Origin of the sequence: Exiguobacterium sp. s75 (assembly GCF_018617145.1) — a bacterium.
GTDB lineage: Bacteria > Bacillota > Bacilli > Exiguobacteriales > Exiguobacteriaceae > Exiguobacterium > Exiguobacterium profundum.
The window spans coordinates 56,487-76,956 of sequence record NZ_JACSJQ010000003.1 but is presented as its reverse complement, the minus strand read 5'-3'; the positions used below and the strand labels follow the sequence as shown (position 1 = coordinate 76,956).

The 20,470-nt window shown below is 48.6% G+C and carries 22 protein-coding genes; 8 read left to right on the top strand and 14 right to left on the bottom strand.

What is annotated here, in order from left to right; all coding sequences use genetic code 11:
* Window positions 1–57: 57 nt before the first annotated feature.
* Window positions 58–963 (top strand): Gfo/Idh/MocA family protein, encoded by a 906-nt coding sequence (locus tag KNO68_RS11530; RefSeq protein WP_215112515.1) that lies wholly within the window; start codon window positions 58–60, stop codon window positions 961–963.
* Between the two features lie 13 nt (window positions 964–976).
* Window positions 977–1,168 carry a hypothetical protein gene (locus KNO68_RS11525; RefSeq protein ID WP_215112514.1) on the top strand — a complete coding sequence of 64 codons (192 nt, stop codon included), beginning with the start codon at window positions 977–979 and terminating at the stop codon, window positions 1,166–1,168.
* Between the two features lie 44 nt (window positions 1,169–1,212).
* On the opposite strand, the gene KNO68_RS11520 is transcribed toward KNO68_RS11525, so the two are convergent.
* Window positions 1,213–2,112 (bottom strand): DMT family transporter, encoded by a 900-nt coding sequence (locus KNO68_RS11520; RefSeq protein WP_215112513.1) that lies wholly within the window; start codon window positions 2,110–2,112, stop codon window positions 1,213–1,215.
* A 337-nt stretch (window positions 2,113–2,449) separates the two neighbouring features.
* Between KNO68_RS11520 and abc-f the strand changes: the two genes are divergently transcribed.
* On the top strand, window positions 2,450–4,294 hold the full coding sequence (gene abc-f, locus KNO68_RS11515; protein WP_215112512.1) for a ribosomal protection-like ABC-F family protein: 1,845 nt from the start codon (window positions 2,450–2,452) through the stop codon (window positions 4,292–4,294).
* A gap of 25 nt (window positions 4,295–4,319) precedes the next feature.
* On the opposite strand, the gene KNO68_RS11510 is transcribed toward abc-f, so the two are convergent.
* Both KNO68_RS11510 and KNO68_RS11505 read right to left on the bottom strand, forming a co-directional pair.
* A complete protein-coding gene (locus KNO68_RS11510; protein ID WP_167365511.1) occupies window positions 4,320–4,484 on the bottom strand; it encodes a hypothetical protein in 165 nt (54 codons plus the stop codon).
* Window positions 4,485–5,053: 569 nt separating this feature from the next.
* Entirely contained in the window at window positions 5,054–5,902 is an 849-nt protein-coding gene (locus tag KNO68_RS11505) for a Cof-type HAD-IIB family hydrolase (RefSeq protein WP_215112511.1), read from the bottom strand.
* A 166-nt stretch (window positions 5,903–6,068) separates the two neighbouring features.
* Between KNO68_RS11505 and kynU the strand changes: the two genes are divergently transcribed.
* The 4 genes from kynU (at window position 6,069) to KNO68_RS11485 (ending at window position 10,263) form a co-directional block, all read left to right on the top strand.
* On the top strand, window positions 6,069–7,343 hold the full coding sequence (gene kynU, locus KNO68_RS11500) for a kynureninase (protein WP_215112510.1): 1,275 nt from the start codon (window positions 6,069–6,071) through the stop codon (window positions 7,341–7,343).
* Between the two features lie 13 nt (window positions 7,344–7,356).
* Entirely contained in the window at window positions 7,357–8,196 is an 840-nt protein-coding gene (gene kynA, locus KNO68_RS11495) for a tryptophan 2,3-dioxygenase (protein WP_012727549.1), read from the top strand.
* Window positions 8,197–8,211: 15 nt separating this feature from the next.
* Window positions 8,212–8,835 carry an arylformamidase gene (gene kynB, locus KNO68_RS11490; protein WP_215112509.1) on the top strand — a complete coding sequence of 208 codons (624 nt, stop codon included), beginning with the start codon at window positions 8,212–8,214 and terminating at the stop codon, window positions 8,833–8,835.
* Window positions 8,836–8,934: 99 nt separating this feature from the next.
* Window positions 8,935–10,263: a sugar phosphate nucleotidyltransferase gene (locus tag KNO68_RS11485; RefSeq protein ID WP_215112508.1), complete on the top strand. Its 1,329-nt coding sequence runs from the start codon at window positions 8,935–8,937 to the stop codon at window positions 10,261–10,263.
* Between the two features lie 54 nt (window positions 10,264–10,317).
* Here the strand turns inward: KNO68_RS11485 and rbsB are convergent, their stop codons facing one another.
* The 7 genes from rbsB to KNO68_RS11450 form a co-directional block, all read right to left on the bottom strand.
* Entirely contained in the window at window positions 10,318–11,229 is a 912-nt protein-coding gene (gene rbsB / locus KNO68_RS11480; RefSeq protein ID WP_215112507.1) for a ribose ABC transporter substrate-binding protein RbsB, read from the bottom strand.
* 23 nt (window positions 11,230–11,252) lie between these two features.
* Window positions 11,253–12,218 carry an ABC transporter permease subunit gene (locus tag KNO68_RS11475; protein ID WP_012727561.1) on the bottom strand — a complete coding sequence of 322 codons (966 nt, stop codon included), beginning with the start codon at window positions 12,216–12,218 and terminating at the stop codon, window positions 11,253–11,255.
* A gap of 1 nt (window position 12,219) precedes the next feature.
* On the bottom strand, window positions 12,220–13,698 hold the full coding sequence (locus KNO68_RS11470; protein ID WP_215112506.1) for a sugar ABC transporter ATP-binding protein: 1,479 nt from the start codon (window positions 13,696–13,698) through the stop codon (window positions 12,220–12,222).
* Window positions 13,699–13,709: 11 nt separating this feature from the next.
* The gene (rbsD, locus tag KNO68_RS11465; RefSeq protein WP_215112505.1) at window positions 13,710–14,099 is read right to left on the bottom strand and encodes a D-ribose pyranase; all 390 of its coding nucleotides are present in this window, start codon (window positions 14,097–14,099) and stop codon (window positions 13,710–13,712) included.
* A complete protein-coding gene (rbsK, locus tag KNO68_RS11460) occupies window positions 14,099–14,983 on the bottom strand; it encodes a ribokinase (protein WP_215112504.1) in 885 nt (294 codons plus the stop codon). Before rbsK ends, rbsD begins: the two co-directional genes overlap by 1 nt.
* A gap of 3 nt (window positions 14,984–14,986) precedes the next feature.
* Entirely contained in the window at window positions 14,987–15,964 is a 978-nt protein-coding gene (locus KNO68_RS11455) for a LacI family DNA-binding transcriptional regulator (RefSeq protein WP_211782117.1), read from the bottom strand.
* A gap of 107 nt (window positions 15,965–16,071) precedes the next feature.
* Window positions 16,072–16,614, bottom strand: coding sequence for a GNAT family N-acetyltransferase (locus KNO68_RS11450; protein ID WP_215112503.1), 543 nt, complete (start codon window positions 16,612–16,614; stop codon window positions 16,072–16,074).
* 74 nt (window positions 16,615–16,688) lie between these two features.
* Here KNO68_RS11450 and KNO68_RS11445 point away from each other — a divergent pair, with 74 nt between their 5' ends.
* Window positions 16,689–17,135 carry a DUF4385 domain-containing protein gene (locus KNO68_RS11445; protein ID WP_211782115.1) on the top strand — a complete coding sequence of 149 codons (447 nt, stop codon included), beginning with the start codon at window positions 16,689–16,691 and terminating at the stop codon, window positions 17,133–17,135.
* Here KNO68_RS11445 and KNO68_RS11440 read toward each other — a convergent pair.
* The 4 genes from KNO68_RS11440 to KNO68_RS11425 all read right to left on the bottom strand — a co-directional run bounded on the left by KNO68_RS11440 (window position 17,132) and on the right by KNO68_RS11425 (window position 20,445).
* The gene (locus tag KNO68_RS11440) at window positions 17,132–17,575 is read right to left on the bottom strand and encodes a GNAT family N-acetyltransferase (protein WP_215112502.1); all 444 of its coding nucleotides are present in this window, start codon (window positions 17,573–17,575) and stop codon (window positions 17,132–17,134) included. The genes KNO68_RS11445 and KNO68_RS11440 overlap by 4 nt on opposite strands.
* Window positions 17,576–17,637: 62 nt before the next feature.
* Window positions 17,638–18,087 (bottom strand): OsmC family protein, encoded by a 450-nt coding sequence (locus tag KNO68_RS11435; RefSeq protein ID WP_031421969.1) that lies wholly within the window; start codon window positions 18,085–18,087, stop codon window positions 17,638–17,640.
* Window positions 18,088–18,129: 42 nt separating this feature from the next.
* A complete protein-coding gene (locus KNO68_RS11430; protein WP_214687665.1) occupies window positions 18,130–19,695 on the bottom strand; it encodes a GGDEF domain-containing protein in 1,566 nt (521 codons plus the stop codon).
* A 111-nt stretch (window positions 19,696–19,806) separates the two neighbouring features.
* Window positions 19,807–20,445, bottom strand: coding sequence for an SDR family oxidoreductase (locus tag KNO68_RS11425; RefSeq protein ID WP_214872941.1), 639 nt, complete (start codon window positions 20,443–20,445; stop codon window positions 19,807–19,809).
* Window positions 20,446–20,470 lie beyond the last annotated feature (25 nt).

Here is a 20,470-nt window from a genome sequence, read left to right as displayed (position 1 = left end):
AACCGGACACATTCGTTGTCCGGTTTTTTGTTATGATGAACCAAAGGAGTGAATGGGATGCAAAAACCAAAAATCGGTATTGTCGGACTTGGAAATATCGCTCAAAAAGCGTATTTACCCATCCTTTCGATTCATCCTCGAATCGAGGTGGTCGGCGCCTTTTCCCCGAACACATCTAAGCGAGACACGATTTGTCAAACATACCGAATGACCTCATTCGACACATTGAATGATCTCGCCTCATCTATCGATGCAGCGTTCGTACATAGTTCAACTGAAACCCATTATGACATCGTATCGTATCTACTAGAACACGGGGTCGATGTTTACGTTGATAAACCCCTCGCCGCAACGGTAGAAGAAGCAGCGCAACTCGTTGAACAAGCTGAAAGACTTGGTCGAAAGCTGATGGTCGGGTTCAACCGACGCTTTGCACCGATGTATATGCGTCTACAACATGAGTCCCCTACCCACATGATTGATGTGGTGAAGCATCGAGAGAACGATGTCGGTCCAAAGGATGCAACCTTCACCTTACTCGATGATTACTTACATGTCGTCGATACGTTACGTTTTCTCGCTGGTACCGAGCTCACACTCGTCTCAGGTCAAGTCGAGATCAATGACAAGCATGAGCTTCGATTTGCCCGCCACGTGTGGCAAGACGAGCACGGAATGCACACGACATCGATGCATCGCACGGCCGGAGTGAATCACGAGCACGTCTCGATCGTTCGTGACGGAGAACGGTTGGCCGTCGACGAGATGGTCACGCTACATCGTTTCAAGCACGGTCGACATGAAGTCGAAACGTTCGGTTCATGGGACACGACACTCGTGCAACGAGGATTCCAGGGCGCGATTGACCATTTCATTTCTGCACTCATCGATGATACAGCGATTTTAACCGACGGTCGTACCGCACTTGAGACACAACGACTGGTCACGAACTTAATCAACTAAAGGAGGGATACACATGGATTTCTTTTTCTACATCATGGTCATGGTGATTGTCGTTTCATCGGTCGGCGCCAATACAATCATTAAAACGAGAGAAGCGCGTGTCGAAGAACGTCGCTTGAAGATTGAAGAAGAGAAACTTGCCATCCAGCGTCTTGAACTCGAAATGAAGCGCGAACAAGACAAACTCGAGCATCGTGGCTTTTAATCAAAAACGGACGCCCTCTAAACATGAGGGCGTCCGTTTTGTCGTCAAAGATTTCGTTCTGAAGTGGGCAGTTGTTGTCTTCGTTCCGCAAACGTCGACCACGTCACCGCCGTCATGATACAACCGGCACCGATAAAGAAATTCAGATGGAGCGTTTCGTTCAAAACGAGCCACCCGAGCGTCCCACCAACCAAGGGTTGAAAGAAGAAAAAGAGTGACCCGACACTCGCATCCATCAACTCAAGTCCTTTGTTCCAAAAGAAAAACGCTCCTGCCGTCGATACGACACCGATATAGAGAACACTGAGCCAAAGGACACCATTCAATTCTGGAAAGCCGTTTTGAATGACCTCTATACTCATCAAAGGGGTCATCAACAACCAGGCAACTCCAATCGCAAACGTCGTCAGTGTCAACGTCGATAAGGTCTGTGTTCCGATTTTGACGTAAATGGACATGAGCGCCCACGTCACGGCGGCTAATACGAGTATAAAACTGCCTAAGCGATACGTCCCTTCCCCTTCCCAACCGACGACGATGAGAACACCGACCGTTGCCAGCCCAAGCGCTCCAATCTTGACAGGAGTCAGTCGTTCTTTCAATAAGATTCGGGCAAATAAGACCATGAAAGCTGGTGTCGCTGCGGTCACAAGGGAGCCGGTATGTGCATCCGATAGCTTCGTTCCGATAAATTGAAACGAAATCGAAGCGACGTATCCAATGACGCCGACGAGTCCGATCCACTTCCAATCCGCCCGTCGAATCGATTCCCGTCCAAACCGAAACCAAACGACGAAAAGGACCATAAATGCAACAGCGTATCGTAACCAGACGAACGTGAACGGTTCAATATATGCGAGCGCATATTTACTGACCACATACATCCCGCCCCATATACTCGCCGCAAGTGTCAAACTGAGTGCTCCTAGCCATTCTTTCCTCATTTCTTCGCCTCCTCGATGGCGACTATATACGACATCCTTGCTTCCATTTCCTTTATTTTCATTTATTTTCATTGTCAGTCGTAAGAAAAACGCTTACAATCAAGATATAGATGAATGAAAGGAGGGAGAAAGGTGAAATTTGTCGGACGTACGCATTGGACAACTGAACATTTGTACATTTTGCGTGCGATTTTTCACGATGTCGCTTAATCAAGGGACCCGTCTGTCCTTTTTTAGACATTGCTGAATATACGACAAAGCGCCTCTCTCTTTCTAAACCGAGCGCTTCTTTGTGCTCGGTTTTTTTGATAGGCCCTAACTTTAGGAGGAACCTATTATGTTGATCGATCTTCAACACATTCAAAAACAATACGGTGGGCACACCGTTCTCACAGATGCGAATTTATTCATGAACGAAAACGAACGAGTCGGTCTTGTCGGCCGAAACGGCAGTGGCAAAACGACGCTTTTACGAATCCTTGTCGGCTCTGAAGAGCATGACGCCGGTACGATTTACCGCCGACAACGACTCTCTATCGGCTATTTGGTGCAGCTTCCTGACTACCCTGGACGCAGTGGTCGTGACGTCCTCTATACTGCTTTTGAGGAAGTGACTCGCCTGAGTGAAAAAATGTCTTCCCTCGAGCAAGAGATGGCGACGTCCGAACAGCTCGAACGCCTTCTCGAATCATACGGTGCCATTCAAGAACAATTCGAACATGCGGGTGGATATGTCTACGAGTCAAAAATCAGCGCAATGATTGATGGACTCAAATTGACCTCATTCGTGGACCAACCGTTCGATACGCTAAGCGGGGGCGAGCGTACAAAAATCGGTCTCGCCTTAGCACTCCTTCAGGAACCAGAGCTACTCATTTTGGACGAACCGACGAACCATCTAGATTTAGAAGCGATGACTTGGCTCGAATCCTATTTACAGGATTACGATTCAGCGCTCCTCATCGTCTCCCATGACCGGGTCTTCTTAGATGCGGTCGCCACACGAATCGTCGAGTGCGAGGATGGAGAATTGACGAGTTATCCTGGGAATTATACGGACTTCGTTGCCCAAAAAGAAAAACAGTTGCTTGACCAGTTTCACGCTTACACGGAGCAACAGAAGAAAATCAAAAAAATGAAGGAAACGATCCGGCAGTTGCGGCAATGGGCCAACGAGGGCAATCCGCCGAATGAAAAGTTCTATCGTCGCGCCAAATCGATGGAAAAGGCTCTCGAACGAATTGAACGAATCAAGCGACCACAACTCGAAGCCGAGCAACCGAATATCCAGTTCACGACGAACGGGCGAACCGGGCGCGACGTCTTCGAAGTAAATGACGTGACACTTATCTATGATCGTCCTCTATTTGAAGACGTGCACTTCTACACAGGGTACGGGGAACGCGTCGCCATCGTCGGACCGAACGGGAGTGGAAAGTCTTCGCTTTTGAAAATATTGCTCGGTGAAGTTATCCCGCAAGCCGGAACCGTAAGGCGAGCCGACCAAGCCAAAATCGGCTATCTATCGCAACACATCACGTTCGATGAGTCACATCGCTTAATCGAGGCGTTTCGGGACCGGATTGCAGTCGATGAAGGCAAAGCGAGACACCTTCTCGCTCAATTTCTGTTTTACGGCGCGAGTGTGTTTAAACCGGTCACGAATTTGAGCGGCGGGGAGAAGATGCGACTCATGCTTGCCATCCTCGTCCATGAAGAAATCAATGTCCTTGTCCTAGATGAGCCGACGAACCACCTCGATATCGAATCGAGAGAGGCACTTGAAGAGGCACTCGAACGTTTCCCTGGAACGGTCGTTACGGTTTCCCATGACCGCTACTTCTTGAATAAGCTGTTCCCTATCACGTATTGGCTCGACGGGACGATGACACGTTTCGAAGGTAACGTCGCCTATGCCCTCGACAAGCGTGGACAGGCATCGAAAGATGAACCTAAAACGGAACACATCAAACGATCAAAATCGCTGAAGCAGACGAAACCCGCTCCATCTACGGTTGATGAGGAAACTCACCTGACCCAATTAGAGACAGAACATCGGGCACTGCTCCAACGGATGAATGAATTGGATGACCTTGATGAATTGATGGCGTTACAACGACAAGTTGATGCATTGCAAAAAGAAATCGATGACGTGATGACACGTTTGCTCGAATCTTTATAACCTAATATAGAGAAGCGGCACCCAATCAAGGGCGCCGCTTCTTTTGCTCGAATCGAATCTGTATGAAATAGCCGATGACCGCGATAGCCATCAACCCAATTGGGAGTATGCGGTAAAGACCTTCCATCGTTCCCGTTGTCAAAAGAATCACTCCACTAAGGAACGTCCCAAACCAATATAGCTTTGGCATATGATCCCTCCATCGGTTGCATTCACTCAATAGGATACCACAAGAAAAGCGCCCTCACTCGGCGCTTTTCTTGATTCTCTAGTCCCCGGACTTTCATCCAACCAAGCCCTTGCTCGATTGACCGTCCCATCCATGATTTGGTTCGACTAGAGATGTCCAAGCCAACGTGACGCATCATTCCAATCCGTTCATCGTCCATTGGTTCACCAATTGTTTTTCATTCGAAAACATGAAATTGAATAGGTGACTCATAGACATTTTGATCGAATGGGCACGAGAGGACTTGGCACCTATGATGTCCACTTCTGACGCGGATCATGTGGAATTCCGTATACAAACAGTCTGTCTGGTATGCTTGCTCGTATGGCAAGCAGAGGCCGACGCATCATCGTTTGGAATACACGATTCACGTTCATGTGGGCTTTGCCCATTCCTTTCATCCATAAGCGACAGGTGACGAAAGTGCCTCCCCGTTCCCCGACTCATTTCAGAAAGTGAATGGTTACATGTATACAATATCCGTTTTAAGTGAGATTCAATCCTCGTTCACGATTTCTCCATAATCCAATTCATACATAATGCGTCAGCGCGTAAGCGACCCCGTCCTCTTCTACATCCTTTGTAATATGCGTGCTCAAATCTTTTAACGGATCCACAGCATTCCCCATCGCAATCCTTGTTTCTGCCACTTCGAACATCGACACATCATTCAGATTGTCTCCGATGGCGACGACATCACGCATCGGAATCTGATAATGCTCAGCTAGCTGTTTCAAGGCTGCGCCTTTACTCGCATGAGGATGTCCGATTTCAATTTTCGTCCACCCCGCAGTCGTAATCAAAATATCGTTCCGTGGTTCATAGATTTTACGCAACCGGTGTAGCTTTCGGCGATCGAACGAATAGACAAACACCTTGTACACTTCATCTCGTTCAAAGTCGATGTCTGCCATCGAATCCATATATGTCAGACCGAACTGCTCATTTTGGATTTCAATCTCACGTTCCGCCCACTCACGGGTGAACGATTGATCATGTGGCAACACCTCATTGAGTTCCCGTTTTAATAAATCACTCCCTGAACGGAGTACTTTCACTCCCGCATTCGTATAAAATTCGACGTACGCATCATCTGCGTTCGCGATTTCCCATAGCTCGTCTACAACCGTTTGATCCATCGCATGATAGTAAATTCGCTCGTTCTCATAAAACCCGATTGCTCCGTTACCTGACAAAATCGGACAGACGAGGTCACTTCGCTTCAACAGCTCCTCGATATCATGAATCGAACGTCCTGAACAAATCGTGACGATATCACCCTGTTCTTGCCGACGACGAATCGCCTCCTGGTTTGCCTTTGTTATCACGCCCGTGCGCGATAACAGCGTCCCGTCTAAATCAATCGCAATCAATTTCATATCGTTCCCTCCTCCTTAGTTCTTTTCCCGATTCAACTGCGTAAAACACGATGAAGGGAATACCAATGTGTATGATGTCTACCTGCCCTCGTTGTTTGTTGACTTCCTTATGTCCGATTGCTACGATTTTGACAACGTACAAGCTTTAAAGGGGGAATATGGGGAGATGAACGATTTCACACGTGCTTACGCACAACAACTAGACAAACAAGACCCGCTCGCATCGTATCGGGAAGAATTTTATTTACCGGAACACGGGATTTATATGGATGGGAATTCACTCGGTCTCTTATCGAAACGAGCCGAGCGCACACTCCTTGAATCGCTTGCGGACTGGAGAGAGCTCGGGATCGACGGCTGGATGTCAGGTCGCCATCCTTGGTTCAACTTGTCCGAAGAGTTGGCCGCACTGAACGCGCCGCTCATCGGTGGAAAGCCGGAAGAAGTGATGGTCACTGGTTCGACGACCGTGAACTTGCATCAACTCGTCGCATCGTTCTTCAAACCGGATGGCAAACGCACGAAGATTTTGGCAGACGCCCTCACGTTCCCGTCTGACATTTACGCTTTAAAGAGCCAGCTCGAATTGCGTGGACTCGACCCTTCTGAGCACCTCGTTCAAGTCGACAGTCCGGATGGGCGCTTCTTGGTAGAAGACGACTTGATTGCCGCGATGACCGACGAGATTGCCCTGATCGTATTGCCGACCGTCCTCTATCGCAGTGGTCAGATTTTAGATATGCCTCGTCTAACGAAGGCGGCACACGAGCGTGGAATTTTGATCGGCTTCGATGCCTGTCACTCCGTCGGCGCCATCCCTCATGACTTCCACGACTGGGGTGTCGACTTCGCATACTGGTGCAACTATAAACATTTGAACGGGGGTCCGGGAACGGTCGGGGGCTTATTCGTTCATGAACGTCACTTCGGCACGACACCTGGACTCGCCGGATGGTTCGGTTCGCGCAAAGATAAACAGTTCGATATGGACCATACGATGACACCGGCCGAACATGCCGGTGCGTTCCAAATCGGAACACCACACGTTATGAGCCTAGCTCCTCAACTTGGCGCGCTTGAGATGTTCAACGAGGTCGGGATGGAAGCGATTCGTCAAAAATCACTCGCGCTCACGACGTATATGATGGATTTGATCGAAGAGATGCTCGCACCTCACGGATTCTTCATCGGTAGCCCGACTGACACACGACAGCGCGGCGCTCATTTGAGCCTCGAGCATCCCGAAGCGGCACGCATCTGTAAAGCGTTGAAGAAACATCACATCATCCCTGACTTCCGCGCACCGAATATCATCCGTCTCGCGCCGGTCGCACTATATAATACGTTTACCGACGTATATGACGTGATCGTGACGTTGAAGAAAATCATGGACGACAAAGAATATGAGGCGTTCGAGAACGTCCGCGAAGTGGTCGCATAAGGGAGGAACTGTCATGAGTGAACGCACAGAACATAAAGTAGAAAAATCGATTCAAACAGATTTCTCAAAAGACATGTCGTACGGGGACTATCTCCAGCTCGACCCGATTTTATCAAGTCAACATCGCCTTTCTGACCATCATGATGAGATGCTGTTCATCATCATCCATCAGACGAGCGAGTTGTGGATGAAACTCATTTTGCATGAATTGACAGCAGCCACGACGGCCATCACGAACGGGGAGCTCGAACGTTCGTTCAAGATGCTCGCCCGCGTCTCGAAGATTCAGCAACAACTCATCCAGTCATGGGGCGTCCTCGCGACGTTGACACCGGCCGAGTATTTAGAGTTCCGAGACCAACTCGGCTCGTCCTCTGGTTTTCAGTCTTACCAAAACCGACAGATCGAATTCGCACTCGGCTTCAAAAACGCACGGACGCTCAGTGTTTACGCACACGATGAAAAATTGTATCCATTGCTCGAAGGCTCGCTACAAGCTCCTAGCATTTATGATGTGACGGTCCGCGAAATGCATCGTCGGGGTCTATCGATTGATGCGAGCGTGCTCGAACGTGATGTCACCCAGGACTGGGAATGGAATGAAAGTGTCGAGAAGGCATGGGTCGAAGTCTATCGAGACGTCGACACGTATTGGGACTTATATGAGCTCGGTGAAAAGCTACTCGATATCGGTAGCCAGCAACAGATGTGGCGCTTTAACCATATGAGCACCGTGGAACGCATTATCGGACAGAAGATGGGGACAGGTGGTTCGTCTGGCGTGAACTATTTACGTCGCGTGCTCGACCATCGCTTCTTCCCAGAACTGTGGACGGTCCGGACATCACTATAAGAGGAGCTGAATGCAATGACTTGGATTGATGTATCACAGCCACTTCATGCCGATGTTGCGACATGGCCGGGAGATACAAAATTTTCGTATGAAATCGCGTGGCCGATGGCAGAGAGTGGTTCCGTCAATGTCGGGAAGATGACATTGAGTTTACATCTCGGGACCCACATCGATGCACCGTTTCATTTTGACGACCATGGGAAGCGCGTGATCGACCTCGATCCGTCCGTATATATCGGACCAGCCCGTGTGATTCATCTACCGCATAAGGCAAAGATTGAAGCATCTGATTTGGATGGTCACGATTTGACTGGGGTGGAACGCCTCATCTTAAAAACGGATGGTTGGCCCGATAAGAGCGGCTTCCCCGAGACGATCCCTGAACTGACACCCGCTCTTGCCGATCGTCTCGGAGAACTCGGAATCTTCTTGATCGGACTCGACTTACCGTCCGTTGATGCGATTGACAGTAAAGAGATGGATGCCCATCACGCGTTAGCACGAAATGGTGTGCATATCCTAGAAGGACTCGTTTTAGACAATATCTTACCGGGAGATTACGATTTGAATGCCGTCCCTCTCCCAATCGTCGAAGGGGATGGAAGTCCCGTTCGTGCATTGCTTCGTCCTATATTGTAAAGAGATAGCCGGAATCGGCTGTCTCTTTTTTGATTAGACAGGGATAGTCCGACGTTTGGCGAAATAGATGAGAAACTCTATTTGAAGAGAGGACATTCGATGAAGATTCTATTATTATCTGGCGGTGATGGAAAAAGACTATGGCCACTTTCGAACAATTCGAATGCCAAACAATTCATTCGTTTATTGCCTAGCAGAGGTGGAACGAAACAATCAATGCTTGAGAGAGTTTATAATCAACTAAAAACACAAGATTTAGACACTAACGCTTTCATTATCACAAATGTTCAGCAAAAAGATTGTGTCATTCATCAAGTTGGCACAGATACTAATATCATTTCCGAACCAACTCGTCGTGATACATTTCCCGCTATCGTTCTCGGGGCAAGCTATTTAAACGAGCAACATGTGCCTCTGGATGAAACGGTACTTGTGATGCCGGTCGATGCTTACGTCGACCTCCGCTTCTTTGAATATTTCCCTCAAGTCGATGAAGCAGTCCAAGCGAACGATGATGCTTTGCATCTAATTGGGGTCACACCCCTTCATCCGACATCAAAATACGGATATATCGTTCCAGACGAGACGGCCCAAATGTCCTCGGTTCGCCTATTTCAGGAAAAACCGACCGTCGATGTAGCAGAACAGTTGATTGGACAAGGTGCCCTTTGGAACTGTGGAATCTTTGCTTGCAAGTTACATCTGTTACTTGATGAACTAGCAGAACGAAACTTACCGACAACTTATTCAGACCTCACTTCACGCTATGACGAATTAGAAAAGACTTCGTTTGACTATGCCGTTGTCGAACATACAGAGTCGGTATTCGTTCACCGCTACGATGGCGATTGGAAAGACTTAGGAACATGGAACACATTGACTGAAGAAATGACGTCCACAACTCACGGTCAAGTCGAACTGTTCGAATCGACGAACACACATGTGATCAATGAATTGAACCTTCCTTTGATTGGGATTGGGCTAGAAGACCTTGTCGTCGCCGTCAACGCGGATGGAATTCTCGTCTCGAAGAAAGAGGCGACCCCGCAGCTGAAAGATTATCTCGCCTCATCCGACGACTATCCAAAATTCAAATGGAAGCGATGGGGGCAGTCGGAAGTCATCCATCATGAGACACTCGCCGATGGGCATCACAGTGTGACACGTCGCATGCTCGTTCAAGCAGGGAAAGAACTCAGTTACCATTATCATGAAGAGACCGATACAATTTGGACGATTCTCCAAGGCACAGCAATCGTGACGATTGATGGAGAATCATTTGAGGTAAGACCGACCAATGCCATCTCAATTCAACGCGGAAAAGCACATATATTAAAAGCAAGCGAAACCGTCATTTTAATAGAAGTGCAGTACTCTTTAAAATATATGAACAACGATACACAATTTCTCATTTCCCCATATAAATAAAAATGACCTCACGAGCTCTACCCGAAATCAAGGCATCGTGAGGTTTCTACTTACTTATTTGATTAATTCGAGTTCGACCGGGATGTTCTCTTCCACCGTTTCACCTTTCAAGTGGGTGATTGCCGCTTCTACACCCAACTTCCCAATCTCAGCTGGTTTTTGGGCAACCGTTGCTGCCATCGTCCCACCTTCGACCGCTTTGACGGCATCATCTGTCGCATCGAATCCGATGACTTTCACGTCACTCATTCCAGCCGCTTCGAGTGCTTGAACGGCACCGAGTGCCATCTCATCGTTATGTGCGAATACAGCGACGATGTCTTTATTGTCCTGTAGGATGTTCTCCATGACCGTCAATCCTTCTGCACGGTCAAAGTTTGCCGATTGTTTTGCCACGACTTCCAATTTCCCATCGATGGCTTCGTTGAATCCTTGTCCGCGGTCACGTGTCGCAGACGCTCCTGGAACCCCCTCGAGCTCGACGACTTTTTGCCCTTCGCCTACGAGTTCGACCATGTAGTCACCCGCCAGCTGTCCACCTGCGACGTTATCTGATGCCACGTGGGCGACGACGTCCCCTGTTTCAGCGTTACGGTCTACCGTGATGACAGGAATGCCTGCATCGTTCGCTGCTTGTACCGCTGCACCGACCGCTTCTGAATCTGTCGGGTTGATGAGAATCAAATCCATCCCCTTTTGAATCATGTCTTCGACGTCGTTCACTTGTTTCGCGGCATCGTTTTGCGCGTCCGCTACCGTCAACGTCGCATCCATTTCGTTCGCCTGTTCTTCCGCGCCTTCTTTCAATGCGACGAAGAACGGGTTGTTCAATGTCGAGATAGATAATCCGATCTCATAATCCCCATCTTTCGTTTCCGTCTCAGAAGATGACCCCGGTTGTTCAGTCGAGCAAGCTGCCATCAGTACCATTGTCAGTGCGAGTAGCCAAGCTGTCCATTTTTTCATGTTCCGTTTTCCCCTTTCGTGTGTTACGCGTTTTGTCGACGATCAAGCAATACTGCAAACAATATAACTGCACCTTTTACGACGAGTTGGAAGAAAGATGATACGCCGAGAAGGTTCAATCCGTTGTTGAGCGTTCCGATGATCAGCGCCCCGATCAACGTCCCGACAATCCAACCTCGACCACCCGCTAGGCTCGTTCCCCCGAGAACGACCGCTGCGATGGCATCGAGTTCGTATGACGTTCCTGCCGTCGGTTGTGCGGAATTAAGGCGCGATGTCAAGATGATGCCTGCGAGTGCCGCAAGCATACCCGATAGGGAGTAGATCATGATTTTGACTTTATTGACGCCAATCCCCATTAATTTCGCCGCTTCTTCATTTCCACCGATCGCGTACGTGTGACGACCAAATGTCGTCTTCTTCAAGATGAAATACAGGACACCGAATGCGAGTAGCATCGTCAATGCCGGTACTGGAATGATCCAGAAGTAGCCGCGTCCGAGCATCTCGAACCAACCGGAATTTCCGAGACCCGTAATCGGTCGTCCGTCTGTATAGACGAGCGTCAAGCCCCGATAAATGGTCATCGTAGCCAATGTCGCGATGAACGGTGCCACTTTCCCGTACGTGATGACCGCCCCGTTAAAGGCCCCGAGAACGGCACCTGCAATCAAGCCGAGTGCGACGGCCATAACCGCATGTTGACCGTCCACCATCATGCCTGCCACTAGTGCAGAAGCGAGCGCCAAAATCGACCCGACCGATAAATCGATTCCCCCTGTCAAGATGACAAACGTCATCCCGAAGGCAATCAAGGCATTGATCGACACTTGGCGGAGTACGTTAAAGATATTATTTAATGATAAAAATCCTGGTTCGAGCGCCGTCACGACGACAACAATGACGAGCAGACCAAACAGCGGTCCTAGTTTTTGCCCCCATCCGAGTCGACCCGGGCGCTTCAGTCCGGTCGTTGCTTTCAATTCCATATCATTGCCCTCCTGTCGCATACGTCATTACTTTTTCCTGTGTCGCCTCATCTTTCGTGAGCGTCCCGGTCACCACACCTTCTCGCATGACGACAATCCGATCGCTCATCCCGAGTACTTCCGGTAAATCAGAAGAGACCATGATGATGGCGACGCCTGATTCCGCGAGATCGCTCATGATGTTGTAAATCTCTTTCTTGGCACCGACGTCGACGCCTCGGGTCGGCTCATCCAAAATCAAGACGTCTGGTTCGACACCTAACCATTTGCCGAGCACAATCTTCTGTTGATTCCCACCAGACAACGACTTCACTTTTTGTTCCATCGAATGATGTTTGACCCGCAATTTTTGTAAGTATGTCTCGGCGAACGTCTCCTCCTGTTGCTTCGAGATGACAGACCCTTTTGCTCGTTTATCGAGTGTCGGGAGCGACAGGTTTTCTCTTAGCGAGAAATCGAGGAGTAAGCCTTCCCCTTTTCGGTCCTCTGTCAAAAACGCGATGCCGTGCTTGATGGCGTCGGCCGGAGTTTTGATTCGAATCGGTTGCCCGTTCAGTTTGATGACTCCCCCTTTGTGCGTGTCTGCTCCGAATAAGGCACGCATCACCTCGGTCCGTCCCGCTCCCATCAATCCGGAAAACCCGATAATTTCTCCGGCACGGACGTTGAACGATACGTTGTGGAACCGGTTACCGATTAAATCATCCACCTCGAGCACGACGTCCCCGAGAGTCGCGGTACGTGTCGGATAGCGTTCCCCAATCTCGCGACCGACCATATCGCGCACCGTTTCCTCAAATGAGGTGTCCTGAATCGTACGAGTCGAAATGGATTGTCCATCCCGAAGTACCGTGATTCGGTCGCATAAGTCAAAAATCTCTTCCATTCGGTGTGAGATATAGATGATGGACACGCCTTGATCTCGTAAGGCACGAGACACGGCGAAGAGCGCCTGGATTTCGCGATCCGTCAACGCGGCCGTCGGTTCATCCATGACGATGACCTTCGCATCTGTCATGAGCGCCTTGGCAATCTCAATCATCTGTTGCTGACCGACCGATAAGTTGCGTGCCACTTCATCGACATCCATGAACACGTTCAATTCAGCCAAGTATTCTCGAGCACGTCTGGTCATCTCCTGCTGTTTGACCATCCCGAACGGTCCTGTCAGTTCTCGACCCAAAAATAAGTTTTCTGTCACCGTCATCTCCGGTAAGATATTGAGCTCCTGATGGATGAAGGCGATGCCTTCTTGCTCCGCTTCTTTTGGGTGCTTGAATTGACGTTTCGTGCCGTCGATGAGAATCTCACCTTCATCCTGCGCATGCAGACCGGTCATCACCTTCATCAATGTCGACTTTCCGGCCCCGTTCTCGCCCATAAGCGCATGAATTTCTCCAGGCAACAGTTCGAAATCGACTCCTTTTAAGACGGAGACTGGTCCGAACGACTTATGGATGCCTTTCAACTGAATACGCATCGAATCCCCCCTTAAAAAATGACCCCGGCGTGTAAGATGACGTTGGCGTAAGGTGTCGCTTCTCCAGTTCGAATGACCACTTTCGCTTTTGCGACCTCTCGTTTGAAATCTTCATGTGAACACATGTTGATGCTCTTGTACCGTTCTTTCAGTGAATCCGCAATCGTCGGGTTGTGTGTGAGGATTTCCTCAGCAATCGTGATGCGCTCTACGACCAAATCCGATTCGACGACATCGAGCACCTCAAGAAAGGAAGGTTCCCCGATGCGGAGACTAAGATCGACCCGCTTTACCCCGTCTGGAATCGGTAGCCCACAATCGGCGATGACGACGCGATCCGTATGCCCGAGGTCGGCAAAGATTTTTGCTAAATGACTATTCAAAATTCCTTGTTTTTTCATCACACGCGCTCCAATCGTTGTTGTACATCTTGTCGTGTCGGCATACCACCTTGTGCACCGAAGCCTTCGACACTCATGCCGGATGCGACTACGGCAAACCGTACGGCCGTCTCCAAATCATCTTGTTCGATGAGGGAGACAGCGAGCGCGCCGTTGAACGTGTCACCAGCTCCTGTTGTGTCGACGACGTTTGCTCGGATGGCTGGCACATGCCGCACGTCTTGTCCGTCATGGAATCGAACACCATGGACGCCTTCCGTGACGAGTAATTTGTTCGGATAGCGTTTGAGAACATCATCTACGGATATTCCGTTGAATAAGTCACGGCACTCATGTTCGTTCGGCGTCAAGTATGTGACGTCTTCAATCACTTCTGGTGGAAGCGGCTGAGAAGGTGCCGGATTGAGCAGCACTGGGATTCCTTTCGCTTTACAGTAAGAGGTCACTTGCTTTACCGTCTCGATTGGAATTTCGAGTTGGAGGAGCACGAATGCCTGCTCGTCAAGAAGGTGTTCGAGTTCCTCATCTGTGAAAACGACTCGTTTGTTCGCCGATTGGACGACGACGATCGAATTATCTTCCTCAGCCAATACGATATGGGCCGTACCCGTCACTTCATCCCGTATGATTTGAACATGTGTGACATCGACATCGTGTCGTTTGAAGTTTTCAACCACCTGTTGTCCGAACGGATCACTTCCAACGCAACCGACCATCTGTACAGTGCCGCCTAACTTGGAAGCAGCGACTGCCTGGTTCGCACCTTTCCCCCCTGGAACGGTACGGAACGATTCACCGATAACCGTTTCTCCAGCTTGTGGACGTTTGTCGGACGTGACGACAAGGTCCATCGATATACTGCCAATGACAACAATGCGTTTCATTCTTTATCTCTCCTTCCGCTTTGTCGTGTGTCGTTCAAGTAACGTGACCGGTAACAGCATTTCTCTCGGTCGTGTGTCTTTCTTCTCAATCAAATCGAGCAATCGCTCGGTCGCGAGTCGCCCCATCTCATAGATCGGCTGGACGATGGTCGTCAGCGGCGGAGACGTCATCTCGCCTAATTCGATCCCGTCATATCCGATGACCTGTAGCTCTTCTGGGACACGAATGTCTCGACGGACTGCTTCCTGTAATACGGCGGCTGCAATCACATCGTTCGCTGCGAAAATGCCATCGAATGGCCAAGCATGGTCGAACAGCTCTTGGGACGCTTTCAAGGCGTCTTTGAACGTGAACGTGGACTCGGTCATCCCGACGAGCTTCTCTCCCGCTACTTCGACAAATCCTTCGGTTCGGCGTTTGACCGTTTTGAGATGATCCGGTCCGGCAATGTGTGCCAGTCGTGTCGCACCACGTTGTAACAGCGTGTCGGCCGCCAACTTTCCACCCTCATATCCATCTGATACAACGGCGTCGATCCCCGCTTTTACGATTCGGTCTAGTGCGACCATCGGTAAATCCAACGTCTCATAATTCGGATTGTGCGAATGGTTTGTGGTGATAATCAGGCCATCGACGTGCATCGTTTGCAAGGCGACTAAATACGTCTGTTCTTTTTCAAGTTGTTCATCCGTGTTACATAAGACGACTTGATACCCATGTTGATTGGCGACATCCTCAATCGCCCGAGCCAGCTGTGGAAAGAACGGGTTCGTGATATCTGGCATGATAAGTCCAATCAAATTCGACGATTTTTTATAGAGCGAACGAGCAACTCGGTTCGGCGCGTAATTCAGTTCCGCAATCGCCTTTTCGACCGCTTCTTTCGCCTCTTCGCTCACATATCCGCTTTTATTCATAACGCGTGATACGGTCGCCACTGAGACGTTCGCATGTTTTGCTACTTGTTTGATGGTCGCCATTTGACATCCTCCGTTCTGGAAACGCTTACAAAAACATCTTAATGTGTAACCGGTTACATATCAAGGGATTTTTATGATTTCATGAAAAAACACATTGAAATCGTGCTTCAATGTGTAGAGAACGTCGGATTTAATTGGACATGGACGAGGTTTTCTACCGTTCGTCCGTCGAGTCGGGTCAATTCTTGTGTTTTCGTGAACGCATAAGTGAACCCACACTTCTCAACGACGCGTCGCGATTGATCATTGAAGCTGAAGTAGCCGCACCAAATCCGTTCTAGTCCTAACGCTTCAAATCCGAATCGGATCATCGCCTGAACGGCTTCTGGTACGTAACCATTTCCCCAATAATCTGGACTGAGCACATAACCGATCTCACGCTGTGCATCATGTTGAATCGACGAGTCTGGTCTTCGGTCGTGTAACCCGATGCTACCGATCACTTGCCCGGTCTCTTTCAAGACGATGGCCCATACACCTGCTTCCTCGATAAACAATTGAATGACGTCCCTTGTTTCTTCAATCGATTCATGAGGTGCCCAACCGGCCATCGGTCCGACTCGCTCATCTTTTGCATAATGATACATATCCTCTGCGTCCTCTAGCGTAAATGCTCTTAAGACCAACCGTTCTGTCTCCATCTTGATCATATAAACCCATCCTTTTCCTTCAAGTTGTTTCCTCGCCCGACCTAATGGGAAACGTTAGGCGAGGAGGAATGAACATGCCATTTGACTATGATTTAAATTTTGATGAAATCGACTTCCGAAAACAACCCGAACTGTACCGGGTCGGTCGTGGCGAACAAGGTGTGCTACTTGTCGAACCGTATAAAAGTGAAATTTTGCCTCATTGGCGATTTAAGACGCCCGAGATTGCGAAGCAATCTGCCGAAGAAATCATGGAATTGTTTGAAGCGTATCGTGCGAACGACGATTTCGTCGGGATGGACATGTCCCGAAAGTTCATCCAAATGGGTTACACACGAGCCCGACGCTATGCCAATTATAAAGGCGGTCGTAAATATAAAGAAGATGGTGACATCCATGAGCGCGAAATCGACGAAGAGAAGGCAGAGTCTGCCCGCATCTTCAAAACATATTGGGATCAACTTCGTGCCGATGAGGATTATTTGCGACGTAAAAAGGCACATCAGAAAAAATATGGTTAATCGCGTACCATCACTTGAAACGGAATCTCATTTCGCTCGAACGATGTGATCGTACGAAATCCAACCGTTTCGTATAGATGAATCGCTCGTTCGTTGAAGGAGGCGACAGTCAAGCGAAGCGGTTTTCTCCGTTCCATCGCTCTCTCCATGACGTATGTCACAAACGATTTTCCATATCCTTTCCCCGTCAAATCAGGTCGCATCCCCAATCCGATGTCCGTGAAATCTGACGAATATGGATATGTCGAATTGGGCACTTGAGCCGGGGAACCGATGCAATAAAATCCAATCAGCTCATGCTCCTCTACAATCGCCTGATACGTCATCAACTCGGCGACTCCCTCTTCAGAAGGCGATTGATTATAAAAGTCATAAGGAGCTCCGTACGTCCATTCTTGAATTTGTCCTGCCCATTCACACGTCATCGGTCGGTGATGCATGCGTCTTCCCTCCGTATTCTTTTCTTACTTCCTATGTAAAAAAGATGAGGTCGCCCCCATCCTTATTTCCGAGTCCATTCTGCCGTCATCGCTACGTCTGCTGCATGCATGAGATTATGAATCGGACAACGTGCCTCGACAGCCTTTCTTAATGCTTCGATTCGCTCATCCGATTCGGTCGTATCCAATACGATTTTCATATGTGTCGACTCAAAGTAAGTTCGGACACCTTCCATCCCTTGGAATCCTCGAGGATCGAGCGTCCCTTCTGTCACGAACTCGACCCCTTCATACTCAAAGTTCAAATCCTGAGCGGCATAGGCAATCATGATGGTCGTACAGGACGACTGGGCACCGAGAAGATACTCGAGCGGATTCGGACCCTTGTTCGTTCCACCGAGTCGTTCTGGCTCATCTACGATAAATGGAGTGTGCTCGCCTACACGTACAGTCGTCTTGACGCCTCCGGCTTCTCCCTCGGCGCGCATCGTCACTAACGGTCTTTCTGACATGTTGCATCCTCCTCTCCATAATCAAACACTTCTATTTTCCCTTTATTTCGGACCATGTAACGCTTCGTCATAGATGGCATAATCATTTTTTCCATCTTGCTTGATCTGATACATCGCTTGATCCGCTTTATGGATCAACGTGTCTAAATTTGTTCCTTGGTCGGGAGCATGACTGACCCCAATACTCGCACGGATTGGAATCGTCACATCGGACGTGTGGTAAGGGTTTTGATTTAACGTCATCTGAAGTTCGTGAATAAATGCAAGCACTTCCGATTCTGTTAAATCCACTAAATAAATATAAAACTCATCCCCGCCAACACGAGAGGCCAAGCCAACGTCTCGTGTCGACGCTTCCAGCAATCCACCCAAATGAGTTAAGAAATAATCTCCAATCTGGTGACCGTACGTATCATTGACTGCTTTAAAACCGTCCAAATCAATAATCAATAAAGACAGCATCGAGGAACTAAGCAACGCCTGGTCTGCGCGTTCATAAAATGCACGTCGGTTGGCCAACTTCGTCAGTGGGTCATGATAGGCAAAGAATCGGATTGTTTGCTCGGCCTCTTTAAACGAGTGGACATCCCGAATGATAATCATCCCGTGAATCGTGCGGTCGATATCGACAAAATCCCCATCAATGACAACGTAAAGCTCTTGCCCAGATTTCGTCATAATCTTCGTTTCGAATTCTATAAACTTTTTACGTGTCCGAACATGTTGGTGATAGTGTTCCACCCATTCTGCTTTTTTCTTTTCTGGCAACAAATCGATAAACCGTTCATTCACGACACGGACAGTGTGAAATAGCGTGCGTGCGGCCGGATTCGTACTTTCCACCCTCCCATCCGGGTCAATCAACAAGATGGCGGATGGATTTAAATTATAAAGTGTTCCATATCGTTTTACATAAGAGGTTAAGAAGTCTAAACGATTCATTGCAACTACCAATGCTACCGCCCAAACAAGCCCCCCATACATGTATGAATAGGGTGGGATCAACCCACGAAATTGAAAGTAGCCGAATACAATATCCCATATTAGTACGGCATTTGCAGTCCAAAAAAGCATGCGCAATACGCGTTGGTGTTCTCTTCGTTCCGCACGCTTCAATGCATAAAAAATGAGACCAATAATCAAGATGTGAAAAATGTTTCCGACGGTCAACGTAGTTAAATACGATGAGTTGAACTCAGGATAAATCCAAATGCCTACTTGTTCAAACTGTTGACTGTTGATGATATTCTCCTGACGGACATACGTCAACACAACAGGAATCAATGGTAAATAGACGACCCATGGATACAACCACTTCGGTGCCTTTGCGCCGACGCCTGTGATACTTAATATGAAATGAACAGAGAAGATAAAAATGAAAATCCCAGCGTTCCCAAACCAATAGGCAATGAGTGCCGGACTGTATTCAATCGGCGATAGATGGCGGACAAATTCAGCCAAGAAGAGCATCGAATAACCGAACACAAACAGGCTCAGCAAACGATGCTCGACTTTATTCGGATTTCGTTGAAAGACATCGAGTGCTAAAAAGCCGAGTAAAAATGACGGCAACAAATAGACCGCCAGATAAATGAACATCTCGGTCATGCGGAACCTCCTCACCTGTTCGTATTCTTCTATTTCGTTATCCTGCGTTCTTTTCCCTCTTTAACGCGACAAAAAACGGGATGAACCACATCCCGTTCTTCATTCGACACATTATAACGTTTCTTCGATTGGGGTATCCCCTTTGATCAAATCAATCGCTTTGTTCTGTGCATTTGCATGGTTATGGAGGACATGCACCAAGAATGATGCCACGTCTTCGCGTGGAATCTCTCCACTTCCCTCGAATTGCGTGTTCACTTTGCCCGTTCCTGCATCATCTGTCAATGCACCCGGACGTACAATCGTGTACGTGAGTCCACTCTGTTCGAGTAAACGATCGGCATGATGCTTCGCTACGTAGTAAGGTTTCATCGAATCTGGCCAAGCCGAGCGATCCTCTGCTTTCAAGGCACTGACCATGACGAAGTGTTTGATGTTCCCGTTCGCTTGTGCCGCCTCGATACTCTTTGCTGCACCGTCTAGGTCAATCAAGAGCGTCTTGTCTGCGCCGGTACTTCCACCAGAACCAGCCGCGAACACGATGACGTCCATTCCATCGATGGCTTTCTGTAAATCTTCTACCGAACCTTCAAGGTCACCGAGTACCGCGTTGTATCCTTTTGACTTGAAATCCTCGAGCTGCTCTTCTTTACGAACCATCGCTGTGACGTGATGCTTCCCTTCATTGTGTAATTTTTCGACAAACTGACGGCCGATCTGACCGTTTGCACCGATAACAAATACGTTCATCTGTCTTCCTCCTCAAAAATTGAAT

Bases quoted from the DNA above. Each gene is read 5' to 3' on its own strand.
- KNO68_RS11445 (WP_211782115.1), top strand. From the start codon at position 16,689: ATGCCATTTGACTATGATTTAAATTTTGATGAAATCGACTTCCGAAAA.
- KNO68_RS11485 (WP_215112508.1), top strand. From the start codon at position 8,935: ATGAAGATTCTATTATTATCTGGCGGTGATGGAAAAAGACTATGGCCA.
- KNO68_RS11440 (WP_215112502.1), bottom strand. From the start codon at position 17,575: ATGCATCACCGACCGATGACGTGTGAATGGGCAGGACAAATTCAAGAA.
- rbsD (WP_215112505.1), bottom strand. From the start codon at position 14,099: ATGAAAAAACAAGGAATTTTGAATAGTCATTTAGCAAAAATCTTTGCC.
- KNO68_RS11530 (WP_215112515.1), top strand. From the start codon at position 58: ATGCAAAAACCAAAAATCGGTATTGTCGGACTTGGAAATATCGCTCAA.
- KNO68_RS11475 (WP_012727561.1), bottom strand. From the start codon at position 12,218: ATGGAATTGAAAGCAACGACCGGACTGAAGCGCCCGGGTCGACTCGGA.
- kynB (WP_215112509.1), top strand. From the start codon at position 8,212: ATGACTTGGATTGATGTATCACAGCCACTTCATGCCGATGTTGCGACA.
- KNO68_RS11455 (WP_211782117.1), bottom strand. From the start codon at position 15,964: ATGGCGACCATCAAACAAGTAGCAAAACATGCGAACGTCTCAGTGGCG.
- KNO68_RS11435 (WP_031421969.1), bottom strand. From the start codon at position 18,087: ATGTCAGAAAGACCGTTAGTGACGATGCGCGCCGAGGGAGAAGCCGGA.
- kynU (WP_215112510.1), top strand. From the start codon at position 6,069: ATGAACGATTTCACACGTGCTTACGCACAACAACTAGACAAACAAGAC.
- KNO68_RS11520 (WP_215112513.1), bottom strand. From the start codon at position 2,112: ATGAGGAAAGAATGGCTAGGAGCACTCAGTTTGACACTTGCGGCGAGT.
- KNO68_RS11525 (WP_215112514.1), top strand. From the start codon at position 977: ATGGATTTCTTTTTCTACATCATGGTCATGGTGATTGTCGTTTCATCG.
- KNO68_RS11425 (WP_214872941.1), bottom strand. From the start codon at position 20,445: ATGAACGTATTTGTTATCGGTGCAAACGGTCAGATCGGCCGTCAGTTT.
- KNO68_RS11430 (WP_214687665.1), bottom strand. From the start codon at position 19,695: ATGACCGAGATGTTCATTTATCTGGCGGTCTATTTGTTGCCGTCATTT.
- KNO68_RS11505 (WP_215112511.1), bottom strand. From the start codon at position 5,902: ATGAAATTGATTGCGATTGATTTAGACGGGACGCTGTTATCGCGCACG.
- abc-f (WP_215112512.1), top strand. From the start codon at position 2,450: ATGTTGATCGATCTTCAACACATTCAAAAACAATACGGTGGGCACACC.
- rbsK (WP_215112504.1), bottom strand. From the start codon at position 14,983: ATGAAACGCATTGTTGTCATTGGCAGTATATCGATGGACCTTGTCGTC.
- KNO68_RS11510 (WP_167365511.1), bottom strand. From the start codon at position 4,484: ATGCCAAAGCTATATTGGTTTGGGACGTTCCTTAGTGGAGTGATTCTT.
- rbsB (WP_215112507.1), bottom strand. From the start codon at position 11,229: ATGAAAAAATGGACAGCTTGGCTACTCGCACTGACAATGGTACTGATG.
- KNO68_RS11450 (WP_215112503.1), bottom strand. From the start codon at position 16,614: ATGATCAAGATGGAGACAGAACGGTTGGTCTTAAGAGCATTTACGCTA.
- KNO68_RS11470 (WP_215112506.1), bottom strand. From the start codon at position 13,698: ATGCGTATTCAGTTGAAAGGCATCCATAAGTCGTTCGGACCAGTCTCC.
- kynA (WP_012727549.1), top strand. From the start codon at position 7,357: ATGAGTGAACGCACAGAACATAAAGTAGAAAAATCGATTCAAACAGAT.